Raw genomic sequence first — 14589 nt, forward strand, 5'->3', positions numbered from 1 at the left:
ACGCCCAAGTGCGGAGAAGCGGGCGTTTGACAGGATCGTCCCATGCGAATCCTGCTGCGTGGTGGACGGGTGGTGGACCCGGGAACCGGGTTCGACGGCGTGGCCGACGTGCTGGTCGACGGCGGCGCCGTCGCGGCGGTCGGCCCCGATCTGGCCGCGGGCGACGACGTCACCGTCGTCGACGTGCGCGGCCTGCTCGTCGGCCCCGGCTTCGTCGACCTGCACAGCCACGTGCACACGATCGCCGGCCAGCGGCTGCAGGCGATGGACGGCGTCACCACCGCCCTCGACCTCGAAGCCGGGCTCATGCCCATCGAGCGCGCCTACGCCGAGGCCGCCCGCGACGGCCGCCCGCTCAACTTCGGCTTCTCCGCCTCCTGGGGTGCCGCCCGCGCCCAGGCGCTGCTCGGCGTCGAGCCCGACGCCACCCTGGAGAGCGGCCTGACCCTGCTCGGCAACCCGGACTGGCAGCGCACCTCCACCCCGCAGGAGCTCGCCGTCTGGCTCTACCTGCTGGAGCGCGAGCTGGAGGCGGGCGCGCTGGGCATCGGCATCCTCATGGGCTACGCGCCGCGCACCGACCCGGCCGAGTTCCTCGCCGTCGCCAAGCTGGCCGCGACGGCCGGCGCGCCGACGTTCACCCACGTGCGCGAGCTGGTCGAGGCCGACCCGACGACGCCGGTGGACGGCTCCGAGGAGATCGCGATCCTGGCGGCGGAGACCGGCGCCACGATGCACCACTGCCACGTCAACAGCACCTCGCGCCGCCACGTCGACCGCGTGCTCGCCACCCTCGACAAGGCCCGCGCTGCGGGCTCCCGGGTCACCGTCGAGGCCTACCCGTACGGCGCGGGCAGCACGGGCATCGGCGCGTTCTTCCTCGCCCCCGAGCGGCTGCACGTGTGGGGGCTGAAGCCGTCCGACCTGGTGCTGGTCGAGACGGGCGAGCGCATCACCGACATGGCCCGGCTCAAGGAGGTACGGAGCACCGACCCGGGCGCCGAGTGCATCGTGGAGTTCCTGGACGAGAACAACCCGGCCGACCTGGAGCTGCTCGACCGGGCGCTGGCCTTCCCCGACGCGATCGTGGCCTCCGACGCCATGCCGCTGCTGTGGCGCGACGGCATGCGCGACACCCGGCGGTGGCCGCTGCCGCCCGGCGCCGGGACGCACCCGCGCACCGCGGGGACGTTCGCCAGGTCGCTCCGCCGGATGGTGCGCGAGACCGGCGCCTGGACCTGGCTGGAGGCGTTCCGCCGCTGCTCCTACCTGCCCGCTCGGGTGCTGGACGAGGTCGCGCCCGGCGCCCGCGCCAAGGGGCACCTGGGGGTGGGCGCCGACGCCGACCTCGTCGTCCTGGACCCGGCGGCGATCACCGACGCGGCGACCTACCTCGACCCGGTCCGCCCCTCGGTGGGCGTCAGGCACCTGTTCGTCGGCGGCACCGCGGTGGTGCGCGACGGCGCGCTGGTGGAGGACGCGTACCCGGGCCGCCCCCTGCGGGGCGAGCCCCGCTAGGAGAAGTCGGCCGCGCGGTCACGCGCCCACTCGGCGAACGTGCGGGCCGGGCGGCCGGTGAGCTTCTCGACCGTGGGCGTGACCTTCGCGGGCACGCCCACGGAGGCGGCCCAGCCGTCGAACAGCGGCCCGATGATGAAGGGCGGGATGAACTTGCTCATCTGCTCCCTGGCCACCTCGGGCGGGAGCTCCTGGTAGCTGATCGGGCGGCCCAGCGCCTGCCCGATGAGCTCCACCTGCTGGGCGGCGGTGATCGACTCAGGCCCGGTCACCTCGTAGATCTGGCCCTCGTGGCCGGGCTCGGTGAGCGCGAGCACCGCGACGGCGGCCATGTCCGCCTCGTGCACGGGCGCGCTCGTGGCCTCGGCGTACGGCCCGCGCACGACGTCGCCGGCGCGGGTCTGCGCGGCCCAGGGCAGCGCGTTGGTCGCCATGTGGCCGGAGCGCAGGAACGTCCAGAACAGCCCCGATCCGCGCAGCGCCTCCTCGATCTCGTGGTGGTAGGCGCCGATCGCGTTGTCCGGGTTCGCCGCCGCGTTCGACGACAGGAACACCACCCGCGACACCCCGGCCGCCTCGGCGGCGGCCACGAAGGCGGGACCGGAGCCCGGCACGGCGAACAGGAACACCGCGTCGACCCCGGCGAGCGCCTCCGGCAGCGTCTCCGGCTGGCCGAGATCGCCACGGACGACCTCGATCCCCTCAGGGAAGGCCGCCTCGGAGCGGACCATGACCCGGACCTCGTGGCCCGTGAGCTGCGCGACGACGTGACGGCCGACATTTCCGGTAGCACCGGTAACCAGGATCTTCATGGAGAAACCATCCCATCCATTGCGGCAAGCTACTTGCCGCGATAATGGATGACATGCTGGAAACCTCGGCGCGTCTGCTGCGCCTGCTGTCGCTGCTGCAGAGCCGCACCGAGTGGGGCGGGCCCGAGCTCGCCGACCGCCTGGAGGTCAGCCCGCGCACGGTCCGCTACGACGTCGACAAGCTGCGTAACCTCGGCTATCCCGTGCACGCCGTCTCCGGGGTCGCCGGCGGGTACCGGCTGGGCGCCGGGGCCAAGCTGCCGCCGCTGCTGCTCGACGACGAGGAGGCCGTCGCGGTGGCGGTCAGCCTGCGGACCGCGGCCGGCGGGTCGGTGGCCGGGATCGAGGAGAGCTCGGTGCGGGCGCTGGCCAAGCTGGAGCAGGTCCTGCCGTCGCGACTGCGCCACCAGGTCTCCGCGCTGCACTCCTTCACCACCCACATCGGGTCGGGGGCCAGGACGACCGTTCCCGGCGATCTCCTCGTGGCGCTCGCGGGCGCCTGCCGCGACCTGCGGCGGGTGCGGTTCGACTACCGGACGCACGACGGGTCCGAGGCCGAGCGCGAGGTCGAGCCGTACCGGCTGGCGCACACCGGGCGGCGGTGGTACCTCGTCGGGTGGGATCTGGCGCGCGAGGGCTGGCGCACGTTCAGGCTCGACCGGCTCACCCTGCGCACGCCGTACGGTGCCCGGTTCACCCCGCGCCCCGCACCGCCGGACGACCTGGTGCCGCGCGGCGTGGACACGGCGCTGATGCGCTACCGGGCGGCCGTCACGGTGCGCGCGCCCGCGGCGGCGATCACGGCGCGGGTGCCCGGTTCGGTGCTGGTGGAGGCGGTCGACGAGGAGACCTGCGTGGTGCATGCCGGTGCGGACACTCCGTACAAGCTCGCTCTCTACGTGCTCGGGCTGGACGCGCCCTTCAGCGTCGACGGCCCGCCCGAGCTGCTGGACGCGCTGGCCACGATGGGCGCGCGCCTAGCCGCGGCCCCAGGACCCCTTGCGCCGGGCGGCCAGGAAGATCACCGCGATGCCCAGTGAGAGGGTCAGCGTGGTCGCCAGGCCGCCCTCGGGGCCGAACAGGCCGCCCGTGACGACGTCAGGACCGTCCTCCTTGAGGTCGAGTACGGCCAGCATGCCGGTCTTCAGCCCGCTGACCTCCAGGCCGAACACGCTGCCCTGCGCCCAGTTCCACGCGGCGTGCCACAGGCAGGCGCCCCACAGCGCGCCCTCGTAGAGCGCGTAGAGCGCCAGCAGCACGCCCACCAGCACCAGGTTGACGACGCTGAGGACGGTGATGCCCGGGTTGAGCAGGTGAAGCACAGCGAACAGCCCGGCTGACACCGCCACGCCCGCCGGAGCGCCCCAGCGGGCGCCGGTCACGGGCAGGAGGTAGCCGCGGGTCACGATCTCCTCCGTCGAGCCCTGCACGATCCAGCCGACCAGCACCAGCAGCGCCGGGCCCACGGCCGCCAGCCCTTGCGGCACCTCCTCGCGCAGCGTGAAGCCGAGCACCGCCAGGATCCCGACCACCACCGAGAAGGAGAGCAGGCCGGTCAGGAAGCCGCGCGAGGCGCGCAGCCCGGCGCGCTCGCCGGTGAAGCCGAACGTGCGCCAGCCGCGCCCCTCGAACCCGCGCACCCACACCCACATGAGGAAGGCGACCGGGGCGAAGCCGAAGACCAGCTGGAACAGCAGCGCCCACGCGGGACCTTCTGGCATGGGCACCAGCGAGCCCAGGCCTCCGCCGATGAGCTCGCCGAACAGCAGCGCGGCGATCACGATGAGCACGGCCAGCGCCGGATGCGTCTGCCGCTTGCCCGACCTGGCCAGAGTGAAGAGGGGGTTGTCCGTCACAGCCCCGGAGATTAGCCCACCGGGGGGCGTGTAGTAGGAGTATGGGCATGCGTGTCACCATCGGGGAACAGCCCGTCGCCGGCTTCGACGAGACCTACCGCCTGCAGCAGGAGCGTTATCCCGCCGCCGTGCCCGACTGGCAGCCGGTGCACACCGTGTACGTGCCGGCCGACCGGTTCTCCGCCGCAACCGTCGGCGCGTGGGGGGCCGAGGCGCTGGAGCTGGCCGGGGCGCATCTGGCGGCTCCCGCCGTACTGGCCGAGGTCTTCGACGTGCCCCTCCCGCTGGCCGGGGAGGTGCACCGGCGGGTGCTGGCCAAGCTGGCCGCCGAGCCGGTCGAGGACCTGCGCGTCGACTTCGAGGACGGTTATGGGGTACGGCCCGCCGCTGAGGACGGGCACGTCCTGGACGCCGCTGCCGCGGTCGCCTCGTTGCACCGGGACGGGCGGCTGCCGCGCCGGTGGGGGTTGCGGGTCAAGTCCTTCGCGGACGGCGACGTGTCGCGCTCGGTCCGCACGCTGGACGGGTTCCTCACCGCGCTGGGCGAGGTGCCCCCCGGATTTGTCGTGACTTTTCCCAAGGTGTTGATGGAGGACTACCTCGGGCAGTTCGTGGGCGTTCTGTCGCAGCTGGAGAAGGCGCTCGGGGTGTCGTTGCGCTTCGAGATCCAGGTGGAGGCGCCGCAGACCGTGCTCTTCCTCGGGCCGCACCTGGCCAGCGAGCCGCGCCTCGCCGCGGCGCACTTCGGCGTGTTCGACTACACAGCGGCGATCGGGCTGCCGCCGCACGAGCAGCGCCTCGACCACCCCGCGTGCGACCACGCCAGGCACGTGATGCAGACGTCGTTCGCCGGGACCGGCGTGGAGCTGTCGGACGGCTCGCTGGCCGCCTCGCCCGCCTCCTCGCGCACGGAGGACGTGCACGCGTTGTGGCGCAGGCACGCCGAGCTGGTCAGGCACTCGCTCGCGCACGGCTTCTACCAGGGGTGGGACATGCACCCCTCGCACCTGGTGAGCCGCTACGCCACCGTCTACGCCTTCCACCTGGCCCGATACGACGCGTACGCGGACCGGGTCAGCGCCTGGGAGCAGCAGCGCGAGGCGGGCGGCGGCGTGATGGACGAACCCGCCACGATCAAGACATTGGCCGCAGCTCTCCGCCGGGCCGATCACGCCCTAGGCTGATCGGCATGGCCCACTACAGCCGCGTTTACAAGGCCGTCATCGACGTGCCGGAGGCCGACCACCCCGCCGAGCTGGCCTTCTGGCGGGGGGCCACCGGGTGGGAGCTGCCGGAGTTCGCCGGGCAGGAGGAATACCACGGGTCGCGGGCGCCGCACGGCGGGTTCGCGCTGCTGCTCCAGCGGCTCGACGAGGGCTCGCCGCGGGTCCACCTCGACATCCACACCGACGACCTGGAGGCGGAGGTCGCCCGGTTGGAGGCGCTGGGGGCCACTCGGGTGGGGATGGTGCGCCAGTGGTGGGTCATGCGGGATCCCGCCGGCCTGCCGTTCTGCGTGCTGCCCCAGCCGCCGGGCACGCTGCACGACGGCAACGCCCAGCGCTGGGACTAGTCCCTGTCCACCAGGGCGCGCCACTTCCTGACCAGGCGGGCCTCGACGGGCTCGTGCCAGGTTTCCCGTACGGCCGAGCCGACATGGAACGCGCGGATGCCGTAGTCGAGCAGCGGCGGGACCAGCTCGGGCTTGAGCCCGCCACCCGCCAGGATGAGCGACGCGTCGCCCGCCTCGGCCCTGGCCTTGAGCACCTGCAGGCCGTCGCCCACGCCGGACGGCGCGCCCGCGGTGAGGACAGTGGCCAGGTTCGGCAGCAGGCGGACCGCGCGCCAGGACGCCTGGATGTCGGCGGCGTGGTCGACGGCGCGGTGGAACGTCCACGGGAGCGGCGAGGCGGCGTGGATCATCGCCTCGGTGGCGGCCAGGTCGACGACGCCGTCGGCGTCGAGGAAGCCGAACACGAAACCGGCGGCGCCCGCTTCTGACAGCTCCTTGACACTTTCGCGCAGGCGGTCGAGGGTGGCGGCGCTGAAGTTGGCCTCGGTGCGGAGCATGACCATCTGCGGGAGCGGGCAGGCGGCGGCGATGGCGGCGACCGTTTCTGGGGACGGGGACAGACCGTCTGCCGACATGTCGGCCACGACCTCGAGGCGGTCCGCGCCACCTTGTTCAGCGGCTACCGCATCGCGCACGTCCAGCGCGATCACCTCAAGAAGAGAACCCGTCATGCAGGAGAGGTTATCGCCTACTCTGCCCCCTTCCGGGTGGGAAGGGCCCACATAGCCAGGTGGACCCGCCCTCCAAGGGCTTCCCACCCCCTCGACCCCACCCTGAACCACCGGGCTCGTTGGCCTCGGCTCTCCGAGACCACCCCGAACCCCGAGCCCCCACCCTCGGATCTCCGGGACCGCCTGATTCCGAGTCGCCCCGAGGGGCACCCGCGCCCGGGAACCCGGGCCGCGCCGTCCCTCCAGGGTCCGCTCTCCAGGGCTGATGGAGAGGGATCGGGGCCGTGGTGATCGTCGATCTTCGTATAGGGGTGGGGGGTAGGGGTTTGAGGGGTTCAGCGGGTCGAAGGGAGCGTCCCCTGGAGGGTAGGCGCACCCGGGCCGCGCCGTACGACGATTGGGTCAGGCGCCGACCAGCTCAGGCACCGTCAGGTCGCGGAACACCTCCGACACCCCCGTACGAACCCCCGCAGGACGCTGAAACAACGCCCCGGACGCCCGATGCGGCAGATCGACCGTCCGCACATGACGGAACCCCCGGCTCCGGTAATACCCCTGCAACCGCGGGTTCGCCTTGGCGCAGTCCAGCCGCAACCACGACAACCCGGCATCCCGTACGGCGAAGCCCGCCCAGTCGAGCAGCGCGTCCCCCAGCCCCGCCCCGGACCACGGCCGCGCCACGGCGAGTTTGTGCACGTAGAGCGCGTCCCCGGGCGCGTCCTGCGCGGTCCAGAACTCCGCGTCCGCCGCCCGGTCGAGCGCCATCGTCGCCACCGGCGGCGCGCCGTCCCCTGCGTCGAGGTAACGCAGCTCGTCGTCCAGCACGTACAGGACCCCGGACGCGATGAGGGGCGAGATCCGCTCGGCGCCGAACCCTCCGCGCGGCCACTGCCGTACCCCCTGGGAGAGGAGCCAGTCAGCGGTGTCGGCGAGAAGGGTGAGCACGCCGCGCAGGTCGGCGGGCTCGGCTCGGCGCAGGGTGAGCGGGTGAAGGAGGGTGTTGGAGTGCATGACTGAACCCTTTCGTTGCGGTGGGTGTTCGAGTGAACACACTCCGTGCCCACTCGATGGCATACGGCATTTATGGCAATAAATCTTGATTTGGGGGAGTATGCACGAATCACACGCAAAGGCGGGGCGCGGCACATGGGCTCACACCGCGCACAGGCCGGCGGGATCACCCCCCACAGAGCCGGCCGTACACGATGGTCAGCGGCGACCGAGCTCGTATCTGATCAGATGCTTGTCAGCGGGAAATACCGACAGCGCGACACGTACCGGCGTGTCGCCGCCGTCGTATCCAACCCGGACATACACGACAACTGGCGTCCCGAGCTCGAGCTGCAGCCGCTCGGCCTCCGCCTGCGTGGGCATACGCGCCCAGATGTCGTCCACCACGCGCACCTGCGCGTGTCCCAGCTCCTCGAGTACCCGGTTCGCACCTCGGTTGATGTCGCCCGGCCTGGCGATCTCCGAGTTGCCGACGAGCCAACGGGGAAAGTAGGAGTCGTTGGTGTTGTACGGCTGGCCGTCCACGAAGCGCAGGCGCCTGCGCACGACGGCCTCCTCCCCCTCGGCCAGCTCCAGACGGCTGGCGATCTCCTCGACGGGGTTGACGATGCTGATCTCGATGTTCTGGCTGAACTCGCGGCCCTCCTGGGTCACCGCGAACGCGAAGGCCTCACGCATCTCGCCGGTCGGCTGGGGCTCCAGCTCGCGCTGGGGATAGATCAGCAACGGCCTGCGGTCCCTGACGATGGTGCCGCGCTTGGGCGCCCTGGTGATCAGCCCTTCGTTGACGAGGGCGCCGAGGGCGAGGCGGATGGTGTTGCGACTGACGCCGTGGACCTGCATGAGGTCGGCCTCGGTGGGCAGTTGCGCCCCCGGGCCGAGGTCGCCAGAGTAGATGGCCCTTCGCAACTCCGAAGCCACCTGCTGATACAGCGACGACCTTGCCACTTTCACCCCTTTTGTTCCAACAATTTAGACGATCTGGTTCTAGCAAGCCACAACCCCTTGACCTGACCGCCTTGACAGCCGCATCATCCATTCGTTGGTACAAATCCATCGAAAGGCCGGTGAGGGGGTGACGGCCGGTGTTGGCAGAGCAAGCGAGCTTGCGAAGCTACCTGCCCTGGCACGACCCCCGCGAGGCAACACGTTTACTGCGTTACGCGTTGCACCGCCAGGGGTTCACCCACACCTACCAGAGCAATGGGAACGGCATGTCCGTGCTATCGGTGTTGACTGAGTTGACTGTGTGGTGCAAAGACGGATCTTTCATGTGGAATGAGGATGGAACCACCATGACTCATCCCATCGATGACCCCGTCGGTGCCGCGCAGCGGATCGCAGACCGGTACCGCCACCCAGCGAGTGATCCGAGCGAGGATCACTCCCCCACCGACTCCGAGCGCGAACACTCGGTCTAGGACCCCATCCCTCGCCGGGGTCCTGGCGCCGCCGCGCCGGGGAAGGAAGCGCGTCCTGGCGGGTCCCCCACGCCCGCCAGGACGCGTTATCCCCTTCCATCTTTTTTTGGGGACATAGCCCCCCCTTCTGACCACACCCCCCAGTGAGGGCCTGCCCCTCTCTCGGGGGTTGAGCTTTCTTTGGGGGCCGTTTGTGGGCGCTTCCACCCTTCTGACCACGCCCCGCCGTTGAGGACGCACCCTCTTCGGGGGCTGGGCTTCTTTAGGGGCTTTGGGGTGCCGGGGTTCCGAGGCCGGGGGCCGGGGGTTCGGGCGCTCGGGGGTCGCCGTCGGTGTATGGGGATTTTTCTGTTGTTGGGCGGCATAAGGGGTGCGGCCCGATGGTTGGCACGGTCATGCGATATCGACTGTTCGGCAACACCGGCCTGAGGATCTCCGAGCTGATCCTGGGCGCGATGACCTTCGGCGAGCAGGGCGGCGTGGGAGCCCCCATCGAGGAATGTCGCAAGATCCTCGACGAGTACGCAGAAGCGGGCGGCAACACCGTCGACACCGCCATCAACTACCGTGACGGCGCCAGCGAGACCTTCCTGGGCGAGCTGCTGGAAGGCCGCAGGGACCGGTTCGTGCTGTCCACCAAGTACACGGTGACCCGCGACCCCAGCGACCCCAACGCCGGCGGCAACCACCGCAAGAACCTGGTCCGCTCCCTGGAGACCAGCCTCAAGCGCCTCGGCACCGACTACGTCGACATCTACTGGGTGCACCTCTACGACCGGCACACCCCGATCGAGGAGACGCTGCGCGCCCTCGACGACGTCGTGCGCGCCGGGAAGGTCCTGTACCTCGGCATCTCCGACACCCCCGCCTGGGTCGTGTCCCGCGCCAACACCCTGGCCGACCTGCGCGGCTGGACCGCGTTCAACGGCTTGCAGGTGCCGTACAGCCTGCTCAACCGCGACATCGAGCGCGAGCTGCTCCCGATGGCCGAGGGCTTCGGCATGACCGTCACCGCCTGGAGCCCGCTGGGAGGTGGCGTCCTGTCGGGCAAGTTCACCAACGGCACGGCCGCCCCAGGCACCAGGCTGTCGGCGAGCAACGTCAGCGAGCACGACCACGCCGTGGCGCGTGCCGTACAGGAGGTCGCCGACGACCTGGGCCTCACGCCGTCACAGGTGGCCATCGCGTGGACGACGGCCAGGTCGCGCGCGGTGGTGCCGATCATCGGCGCCCGCACGGTCGAGCAGTTGAAGGACAACCTCGGCGCGGCAGGCGTGGTCCTGCCGGAGGAAGCGGTGGAGCGCCTTGAGTCGGCCACGGACTTCACGCTGGGCTTTCCGAACGACTTCATCGCCCAGACCGACGGCTGGGTCTTCGGCGAGGCCGCTCAGCGCATCATCGGCCGGAGTTGACCGGACGCCAGTTCACCAGGCCGCCGGTGAACACCGCCTCGACGGGTTCACCGGCGACGGGCTCGCGCTCGTGTGCCCAATTGCCGTAGGCGATGCCCGCCTCCAGCCGGATCATCACCACGACGCCCTGCTCGAACGGCCGGTGGCTGATGATCCAGCTCTCGACCCGCCCGCGCGGCTCGATCGCCTCCCACTCCCAGTCCTCCGTACGGCAGGCGGCGCAGAACGCCCGCGCGGGGAATCTGCGCCTGCCGCAGGTCAGGCACCGCTGGACGGCGAGTTCTCCCTTGGCCGCCCGTTCCCAGAACCCGGCGGAGTCGCGGTCCACCTATCCCCTCCTGAGGATCAGCGCCGAGGTGGCGGGCAGGATGTAGCCGGGCTGCGCGGTCGACAGGGCCACCTCGGCGCCGGGCACCTGACGGTCGCCCGCGTCGCCGCGCAGTTGCGAGACCGCCTCGGCGATGTGGTTGACGCCGTGCACGTACCCCTCGGACAGGAAACCGCCGTGCGTGTTGACCGGCAGCTCGCCGTCGAGCGCGGTGGCGCCGGAGGCGACGTACGGCCCGGCCTCGCCCTTGGCGCAGAAGCCGTAGTCCTCCAGCTGCACGAGCACCGAGTAGGTGAAGCAGTCGTAGATCTGCGCCACGTCGATGTCGCCCGGCCCCACCCCGGCCTGGCCGTACAGGCGGGGGGCGAGGGTGGCGGCGGCGCTGACCGTGGGGTCATCGGTGGACAGGAACGACATCCCGCCGCCCCACGCGGCCCCCGAGATCAACACCGGCGTACGGCGCAGCCCGGCGGCGCGCTCGGCCGTGGTGATGACGAGGGCGCAGGCGCCGTCGGTCTCCAGGCAGCAGTCGAGCAGGCGGAACGGCTCAGCGATCCAGCGGCTGGACAGGTAGTCGTCCATGGTGATCGGGGTGCGCATCAGGGCGCGGGGGTTCTTGGCCGCGTTGGCCCGCTGGGTGACCGCCACCTGCCCGAAGTGCTCCGGTTTGGTGCCATATTTGACCATGTGGGCTCGGGCGAACATGGCGTACTGCTGCGGTGGGGCGAAATATCCGTAGGGCGTCTGATATTGCAGCTCCGGGCTCGTCCCCGCCGCCCTGCCCATCCTGAACTCGGACCTGGCGTTGATCGCGCGGTAGCAGACCACGGTCTCCGCGACCCCCGCCGCGACGGCCAGGGCGGCCTGCGCGACCACGGCGTGCGAGACGCTGCCGCCGCCGAACTGGTCGAGGTGCCAGGCGGGGTCGTCGATCCCCAGAGCGGGCCCGACCAGCGACGGAGCGGCCGAGTCCCCCACCCGGTGGGTCGCCAGCCCGTCCACGTCGTCGGCCGTCAGGCCCGCGTCGTCGAGCGCCGCCAGGATCGCGCGGCAGGCGAGGGTGAGCGTGCTGACGCCCGAGTCCTTGCTGAACGGCGTGTAGCCCACACCGGCTATTGCCGTACGGTCCCGAAAATCAAGCAAGCGCTTGGCCACACTTCGAGGCTAGGTCGCGGCGGGAACAGGCGTCAATCGCTTGACACCTTTTCGTTGGGACGCCTAGCGTCCAAGCAAGCGCTTGGTAAGATACGATGTGCACGGTAGACGAGGAGGCGACCATGAGCACACACGCGGCCCGGCTGATCTGGCCGGACGGGTGTGACGGCGCCCCGCGCGTCGCGCCGCAGCAGGCCCGCAGGACGTTCAACGGAGCCGCCATGCCAGCTGGCACCCCACACTCCAACGGGCATCTGGACGGGCAGCGGTTCCGATCGGTGCTCGGCAGGTTCGCCACCGGCGTCGTGGCGATCACCGCCGTCGACCCCGAGACCGGCGAGCCGTGCGGCCTGGCCGCCAACTCCTTCACCTCGGTGAGCCTCGACCCGCCGCTCGTGGCGTTCTGCGTGGCGCACACCAGCACGAGCTGGCCGCGCGTGCGCGGCGCCAAGATGCTGACCGTGAACGTCCTGGCCGAGCACCAGCAGGAGATCTGCGCGCAGCTGGCCAGCAGGGGCGGCGACAAGTTCGCCGGACTGTCCTGGACCGGCTCCCCCAGCGGCAACCCCGTGCTCGACGGCGCGCTGGCCTGGATCGACTGCGTGGTCGAGGCCGAGCACCTGGCCGGCGACCACATGATCGTCGTGGCCCGGGTGACCCAGCTCGACACGCACGCCGAGGGCGGGCCGCTGGTGTTCTTCCGCGGCGGCTACGGCCGCTTCCACGGCTGATGGGCCTGCGCGAAGAGGCGCGCGCGTGGCTGGAGTCGTCGCTGAGCGGTGAGTTCGCGCACGCGCGCGGCCTGGGCGGCCCCGGGCGCGAGCACGAGGGTCACGAGGTACGGCACGCGTGGGAGCGCCACCTCGGCAAGGCGGGCTGGACCTGCCTGGCCTGGCCGCTGGAGTACGGCGGGCGGGCGGCTTCACGCGCGGACCTGGTCGCCTTCTACGAGGAGTACGCCAGGGCGGACGCCCCAGGCCGGGTCGGGCACATCGGCGAGGGGCTCATCGGGCCCACCATCCTCGACCTCGGCACCGAGGAGCAGAAACGGCGTTTCCTGCCGCCGATCCAGCGGGGGGACGAGCTGTGGTGCCAGGGCTACTCCGAGCCCGACGCGGGCTCCGACCTGGCCAACGTGCAGACCAGAGCGCATCTGGAGGGCGATGAGTGGGTCCTCACGGGGCAGAAGGTCTGGACGTCCCTGGCACACGTTGCCGACTGGTGTTTCGTGCTCTGCCGTACGGAACCTGGGTCCAAGCGTCATCAAGGGCTTTCCTACCTGCTGGTCCCGATGCGTCAGGAGGGCGTCGAGGTACGGCCGATCGTGCAGCTCACGGGGACGTCGGAGTTCAACGAGGTCTTCTTCGACGGGGCTCGCACGTCTGCTTCCAACATCATCGGCGCGCCCGGCGAGGGGTGGCGGGTCGCGATGGCCACCCTCGGTTATGAGCGCGGCGCCTCCACGCTCGGGCAGCAGCTCGGTTTCCAGCGGGAGTTCGAGCGCGTCGTCGAGGCGGCTTCTTCCACGGGTGCGCTGGACGATCCGGTGCTGGTCGACCGGCTGGCACAGGCGTGGATCGAGCTGCGGATCATGCGGATGAACGCGTTGCGCGAGGACTGCGAACCGTCGATCGGCAAGCTTTACTGGTCGGAGTGGCATCGGCGGCTGGGCGAGCTGGCGCAAGCCGTACAGGGGAAGACCGGATTGGTCTATCGCGGTGAGCTGAACGACCTTCAGCGCTTGTATCTCTTCAGCCGGGCGGACACCATCTACGCCGGATCCAGCGAGATCCAGCGCACCATCATCGCGGAGAGGACATTAGGCCTACCAAGATGAGATATCCAACGTCACATGGGCTGCTGGACGGCAAGGTCACCCTCGTCACCGCGGCGGCCGGGGCCGGGATCGGGTACGCCACGGCCCGCCGGTGCGCCGAGGAAGGCGCCACCATCGTCATCTCCGACCGCCACGAACGCCGATTGGCGGAGGCGGCAACATCACTGACCTCTCTGACCGGCGTGAAGCCCCTGGCCGTACCTTGCGACGTGACCTCGCAGGCGCAGGTGCTGGCGTTGTTCGACGCGGTGGTGGAGGCACACGGGCGGCTGGACGTGGTGGTCAACAACGCGGGACTGGGCGGGACGGCGAACCTGGCGGACATGACGGACGAGCAATGGGACACCGTGCTGGACGTGACGTTGACCGGCACGATGCGCTGCACGAGGGCGGCCTTGCGGCAGATGATCGCGCAGGGGAACGGCGTGATCGTCAACAACGCGTCGGTGATCGGGTGGCGCGCCCAGAAGGGCCAGTCCCACTACGCGGCGGCGAAGGCAGGCGTGATGGCCTTGACGCGGTGCGCGGCGTTGGAAGCGGCCGAGCACGGCATCCGCATCAACGCCGTAGCCCCGTCTTTGGCCATGCACCCGTTCTTAGCGAAGGTAACAAGCGACGAGCTGCTGGCCGACCTGACTTCAAAAGAAGCCTTCGGCCGCTCAGCCGAGCCGTGGGAGGTCGCCAACGTGATCGTCTTCCTGGCGAGCGACTACTCCAGCTACATGACCGGCGAAGTAATCTCCGTCTCCAGCCAACACCCCTAACCCACCTCCCCTGCTTTTCGTGATCCAGCTGCCCACCCCAACCTTCCGTGCTCCGGCTGCCCACCCCAACCTTCCGTGATGCGGCTGCCCGCCCACCGCCCACCCGCCCTTGCTCCCGCTGCGGCTGGCCACATCTGGCAGTGCCCGTCCGTGCGTGGCGCCCTCATGCGGCAAGCAACTCACCTCAGCAGGCAATCCACCTCGCTGCGGGCCAGGTGGACTCGGACCTCG

General features: G+C 70.7%; 15 protein-coding genes. 8 read left to right on the plus strand and 7 right to left on the minus strand.

Translation table 11 applies throughout. The features are described from left to right. The first annotated feature begins 42 nt into the window (after positions 1 to 42). Complete coding sequence (locus ACIBG8_RS51265; protein WP_397350686.1) at positions 43 to 1518, plus strand: amidohydrolase family protein; 1476 nt, start codon at positions 43 to 45, stop codon at positions 1516 to 1518. Here ACIBG8_RS51265 and ACIBG8_RS51270 read toward each other — a convergent pair. Further along, the gene (locus ACIBG8_RS51270) at positions 1515 to 2330 is read right to left on the minus strand and encodes an NAD(P)H-binding protein (RefSeq protein WP_397350687.1); all 816 of its coding nucleotides are present in this window, start codon (positions 2328 to 2330) and stop codon (positions 1515 to 1517) included. The genes ACIBG8_RS51265 and ACIBG8_RS51270 overlap by 4 nt on opposite strands. A gap of 53 nt (positions 2331 to 2383) precedes the next feature. Between ACIBG8_RS51270 and ACIBG8_RS51275 the strand changes: the two genes are divergently transcribed. After that, positions 2384 to 3370, plus strand: coding sequence for a helix-turn-helix transcriptional regulator (locus tag ACIBG8_RS51275; RefSeq protein WP_397350688.1), 987 nt, complete (start codon positions 2384 to 2386; stop codon positions 3368 to 3370). Here the strand turns inward: ACIBG8_RS51275 and ACIBG8_RS51280 are convergent. Then, positions 3308 to 4186 (minus strand): CPBP family intramembrane glutamic endopeptidase, encoded by an 879-nt coding sequence (locus tag ACIBG8_RS51280; RefSeq protein WP_397350689.1) that lies wholly within the window; start codon positions 4184 to 4186, stop codon positions 3308 to 3310. The two genes, ACIBG8_RS51275 and ACIBG8_RS51280, sit on opposite strands and share 63 nt — an antisense overlap. Before the next feature lie 47 nt (positions 4187 to 4233). Here ACIBG8_RS51280 and ACIBG8_RS51285 point away from each other — a divergent pair, with 47 nt between their 5' ends. Together ACIBG8_RS51285 and ACIBG8_RS51290 are read left to right on the plus strand one after the other, a co-directional pair. Then, positions 4234 to 5370: a DUF6986 family protein gene (locus ACIBG8_RS51285; protein ID WP_397350690.1), complete on the plus strand. Its 1137-nt coding sequence runs from the start codon at positions 4234 to 4236 to the stop codon at positions 5368 to 5370. Between the two features lie 5 nt (positions 5371 to 5375). Further along, on the plus strand, positions 5376 to 5759 hold the full coding sequence (locus ACIBG8_RS51290; protein ID WP_397350691.1) for a VOC family protein: 384 nt from the start codon (positions 5376 to 5378) through the stop codon (positions 5757 to 5759). On the opposite strand, the gene ACIBG8_RS51295 is transcribed toward ACIBG8_RS51290, so the two are convergent. The 3 genes from ACIBG8_RS51295 to ACIBG8_RS51305 form a co-directional block, all read right to left on the minus strand. Next, positions 5756 to 6430, minus strand: a complete 675-nt coding sequence (locus tag ACIBG8_RS51295) for a copper homeostasis protein CutC (protein WP_397350692.1) — start codon at positions 6428 to 6430, stop codon at positions 5756 to 5758. The genes ACIBG8_RS51290 and ACIBG8_RS51295 overlap by 4 nt on opposite strands. A 402-nt stretch (positions 6431 to 6832) precedes the next feature. Further along, on the minus strand, positions 6833 to 7441 hold the full coding sequence (locus tag ACIBG8_RS51300; RefSeq protein WP_397350693.1) for a GNAT family N-acetyltransferase: 609 nt from the start codon (positions 7439 to 7441) through the stop codon (positions 6833 to 6835). Positions 7442 to 7639: 198 nt separating this feature from the next. Continuing rightward, on the minus strand, positions 7640 to 8389 hold the full coding sequence (locus ACIBG8_RS51305) for a GntR family transcriptional regulator (protein WP_397350694.1): 750 nt from the start codon (positions 8387 to 8389) through the stop codon (positions 7640 to 7642). A gap of 868 nt (positions 8390 to 9257) precedes the next feature. On the opposite strand from ACIBG8_RS51305, the gene ACIBG8_RS51310 reads away from it, so the two are divergent. Further along, on the plus strand, positions 9258 to 10274 hold the full coding sequence (locus ACIBG8_RS51310) for an aldo/keto reductase (protein WP_397350695.1): 1017 nt from the start codon (positions 9258 to 9260) through the stop codon (positions 10272 to 10274). On the opposite strand, the gene ACIBG8_RS51315 is transcribed toward ACIBG8_RS51310, so the two are convergent. Beyond that, a complete protein-coding gene (locus ACIBG8_RS51315; RefSeq protein WP_397350696.1) occupies positions 10258 to 10602 on the minus strand; it encodes a Zn-ribbon domain-containing OB-fold protein in 345 nt (114 codons plus the stop codon). The genes ACIBG8_RS51310 and ACIBG8_RS51315 overlap by 17 nt on opposite strands. Then, on the minus strand, positions 10603 to 11757 hold the full coding sequence (locus tag ACIBG8_RS51320; RefSeq protein ID WP_397350697.1) for a thiolase C-terminal domain-containing protein: 1155 nt from the start codon (positions 11755 to 11757) through the stop codon (positions 10603 to 10605). It lies immediately after the preceding gene. Between the two features lie 122 nt (positions 11758 to 11879). Between ACIBG8_RS51320 and ACIBG8_RS51325 the strand changes: the two genes are divergently transcribed. From ACIBG8_RS51325 to ACIBG8_RS51335, 3 genes are read left to right on the plus strand one after another with little or no spacing between them, the layout of a single operon-like run. Next, positions 11880 to 12488: a flavin reductase family protein gene (locus ACIBG8_RS51325; protein ID WP_397350698.1), complete on the plus strand. Its 609-nt coding sequence runs from the start codon at positions 11880 to 11882 to the stop codon at positions 12486 to 12488. After that, positions 12488 to 13594 (plus strand): acyl-CoA dehydrogenase family protein, encoded by a 1107-nt coding sequence (locus ACIBG8_RS51330; protein WP_397350700.1) that lies wholly within the window; start codon positions 12488 to 12490, stop codon positions 13592 to 13594. Before ACIBG8_RS51325 ends, ACIBG8_RS51330 begins: the two co-directional genes overlap by 1 nt. Continuing rightward, the gene (locus ACIBG8_RS51335; RefSeq protein ID WP_397350701.1) at positions 13591 to 14358 is read left to right on the plus strand and encodes an SDR family oxidoreductase; all 768 of its coding nucleotides are present in this window, start codon (positions 13591 to 13593) and stop codon (positions 14356 to 14358) included. The genes ACIBG8_RS51330 and ACIBG8_RS51335 overlap by 4 nt, the downstream gene beginning before the upstream one ends. The last annotated feature ends 231 nt before the right edge of the window (positions 14359 to 14589 follow it).

This window comes from Nonomuraea sp. NPDC050556, from assembly GCF_044457355.1.
GTDB lineage: Bacteria > Actinomycetota > Actinomycetes > Streptosporangiales > Streptosporangiaceae > Nonomuraea.

Excerpts from the sequence above, each read along its gene's own strand:
- ACIBG8_RS51300 (WP_397350693.1), bottom strand. The coding sequence starts at position 7,441 with ATGCACTCCAACACCCTCCTTCACCCGCTCACCCTGCGCCGAGCCGAG.
- ACIBG8_RS51265 (WP_397350686.1), top strand. The coding sequence starts at position 43 with ATGCGAATCCTGCTGCGTGGTGGACGGGTGGTGGACCCGGGAACCGGG.
- ACIBG8_RS51270 (WP_397350687.1), bottom strand. The coding sequence starts at position 2,330 with ATGAAGATCCTGGTTACCGGTGCTACCGGAAATGTCGGCCGTCACGTC.
- ACIBG8_RS51290 (WP_397350691.1), top strand. The coding sequence starts at position 5,376 with ATGGCCCACTACAGCCGCGTTTACAAGGCCGTCATCGACGTGCCGGAG.
- ACIBG8_RS51330 (WP_397350700.1), top strand. The coding sequence starts at position 12,488 with ATGGGCCTGCGCGAAGAGGCGCGCGCGTGGCTGGAGTCGTCGCTGAGC.
- ACIBG8_RS51275 (WP_397350688.1), top strand. The coding sequence starts at position 2,384 with ATGCTGGAAACCTCGGCGCGTCTGCTGCGCCTGCTGTCGCTGCTGCAG.
- ACIBG8_RS51285 (WP_397350690.1), top strand. The coding sequence starts at position 4,234 with ATGCGTGTCACCATCGGGGAACAGCCCGTCGCCGGCTTCGACGAGACC.
- ACIBG8_RS51310 (WP_397350695.1), top strand. The coding sequence starts at position 9,258 with ATGCGATATCGACTGTTCGGCAACACCGGCCTGAGGATCTCCGAGCTG.
- ACIBG8_RS51335 (WP_397350701.1), top strand. The coding sequence starts at position 13,591 with ATGAGATATCCAACGTCACATGGGCTGCTGGACGGCAAGGTCACCCTC.
- ACIBG8_RS51325 (WP_397350698.1), top strand. The coding sequence starts at position 11,880 with ATGAGCACACACGCGGCCCGGCTGATCTGGCCGGACGGGTGTGACGGC.
- ACIBG8_RS51295 (WP_397350692.1), bottom strand. The coding sequence starts at position 6,430 with ATGACGGGTTCTCTTCTTGAGGTGATCGCGCTGGACGTGCGCGATGCG.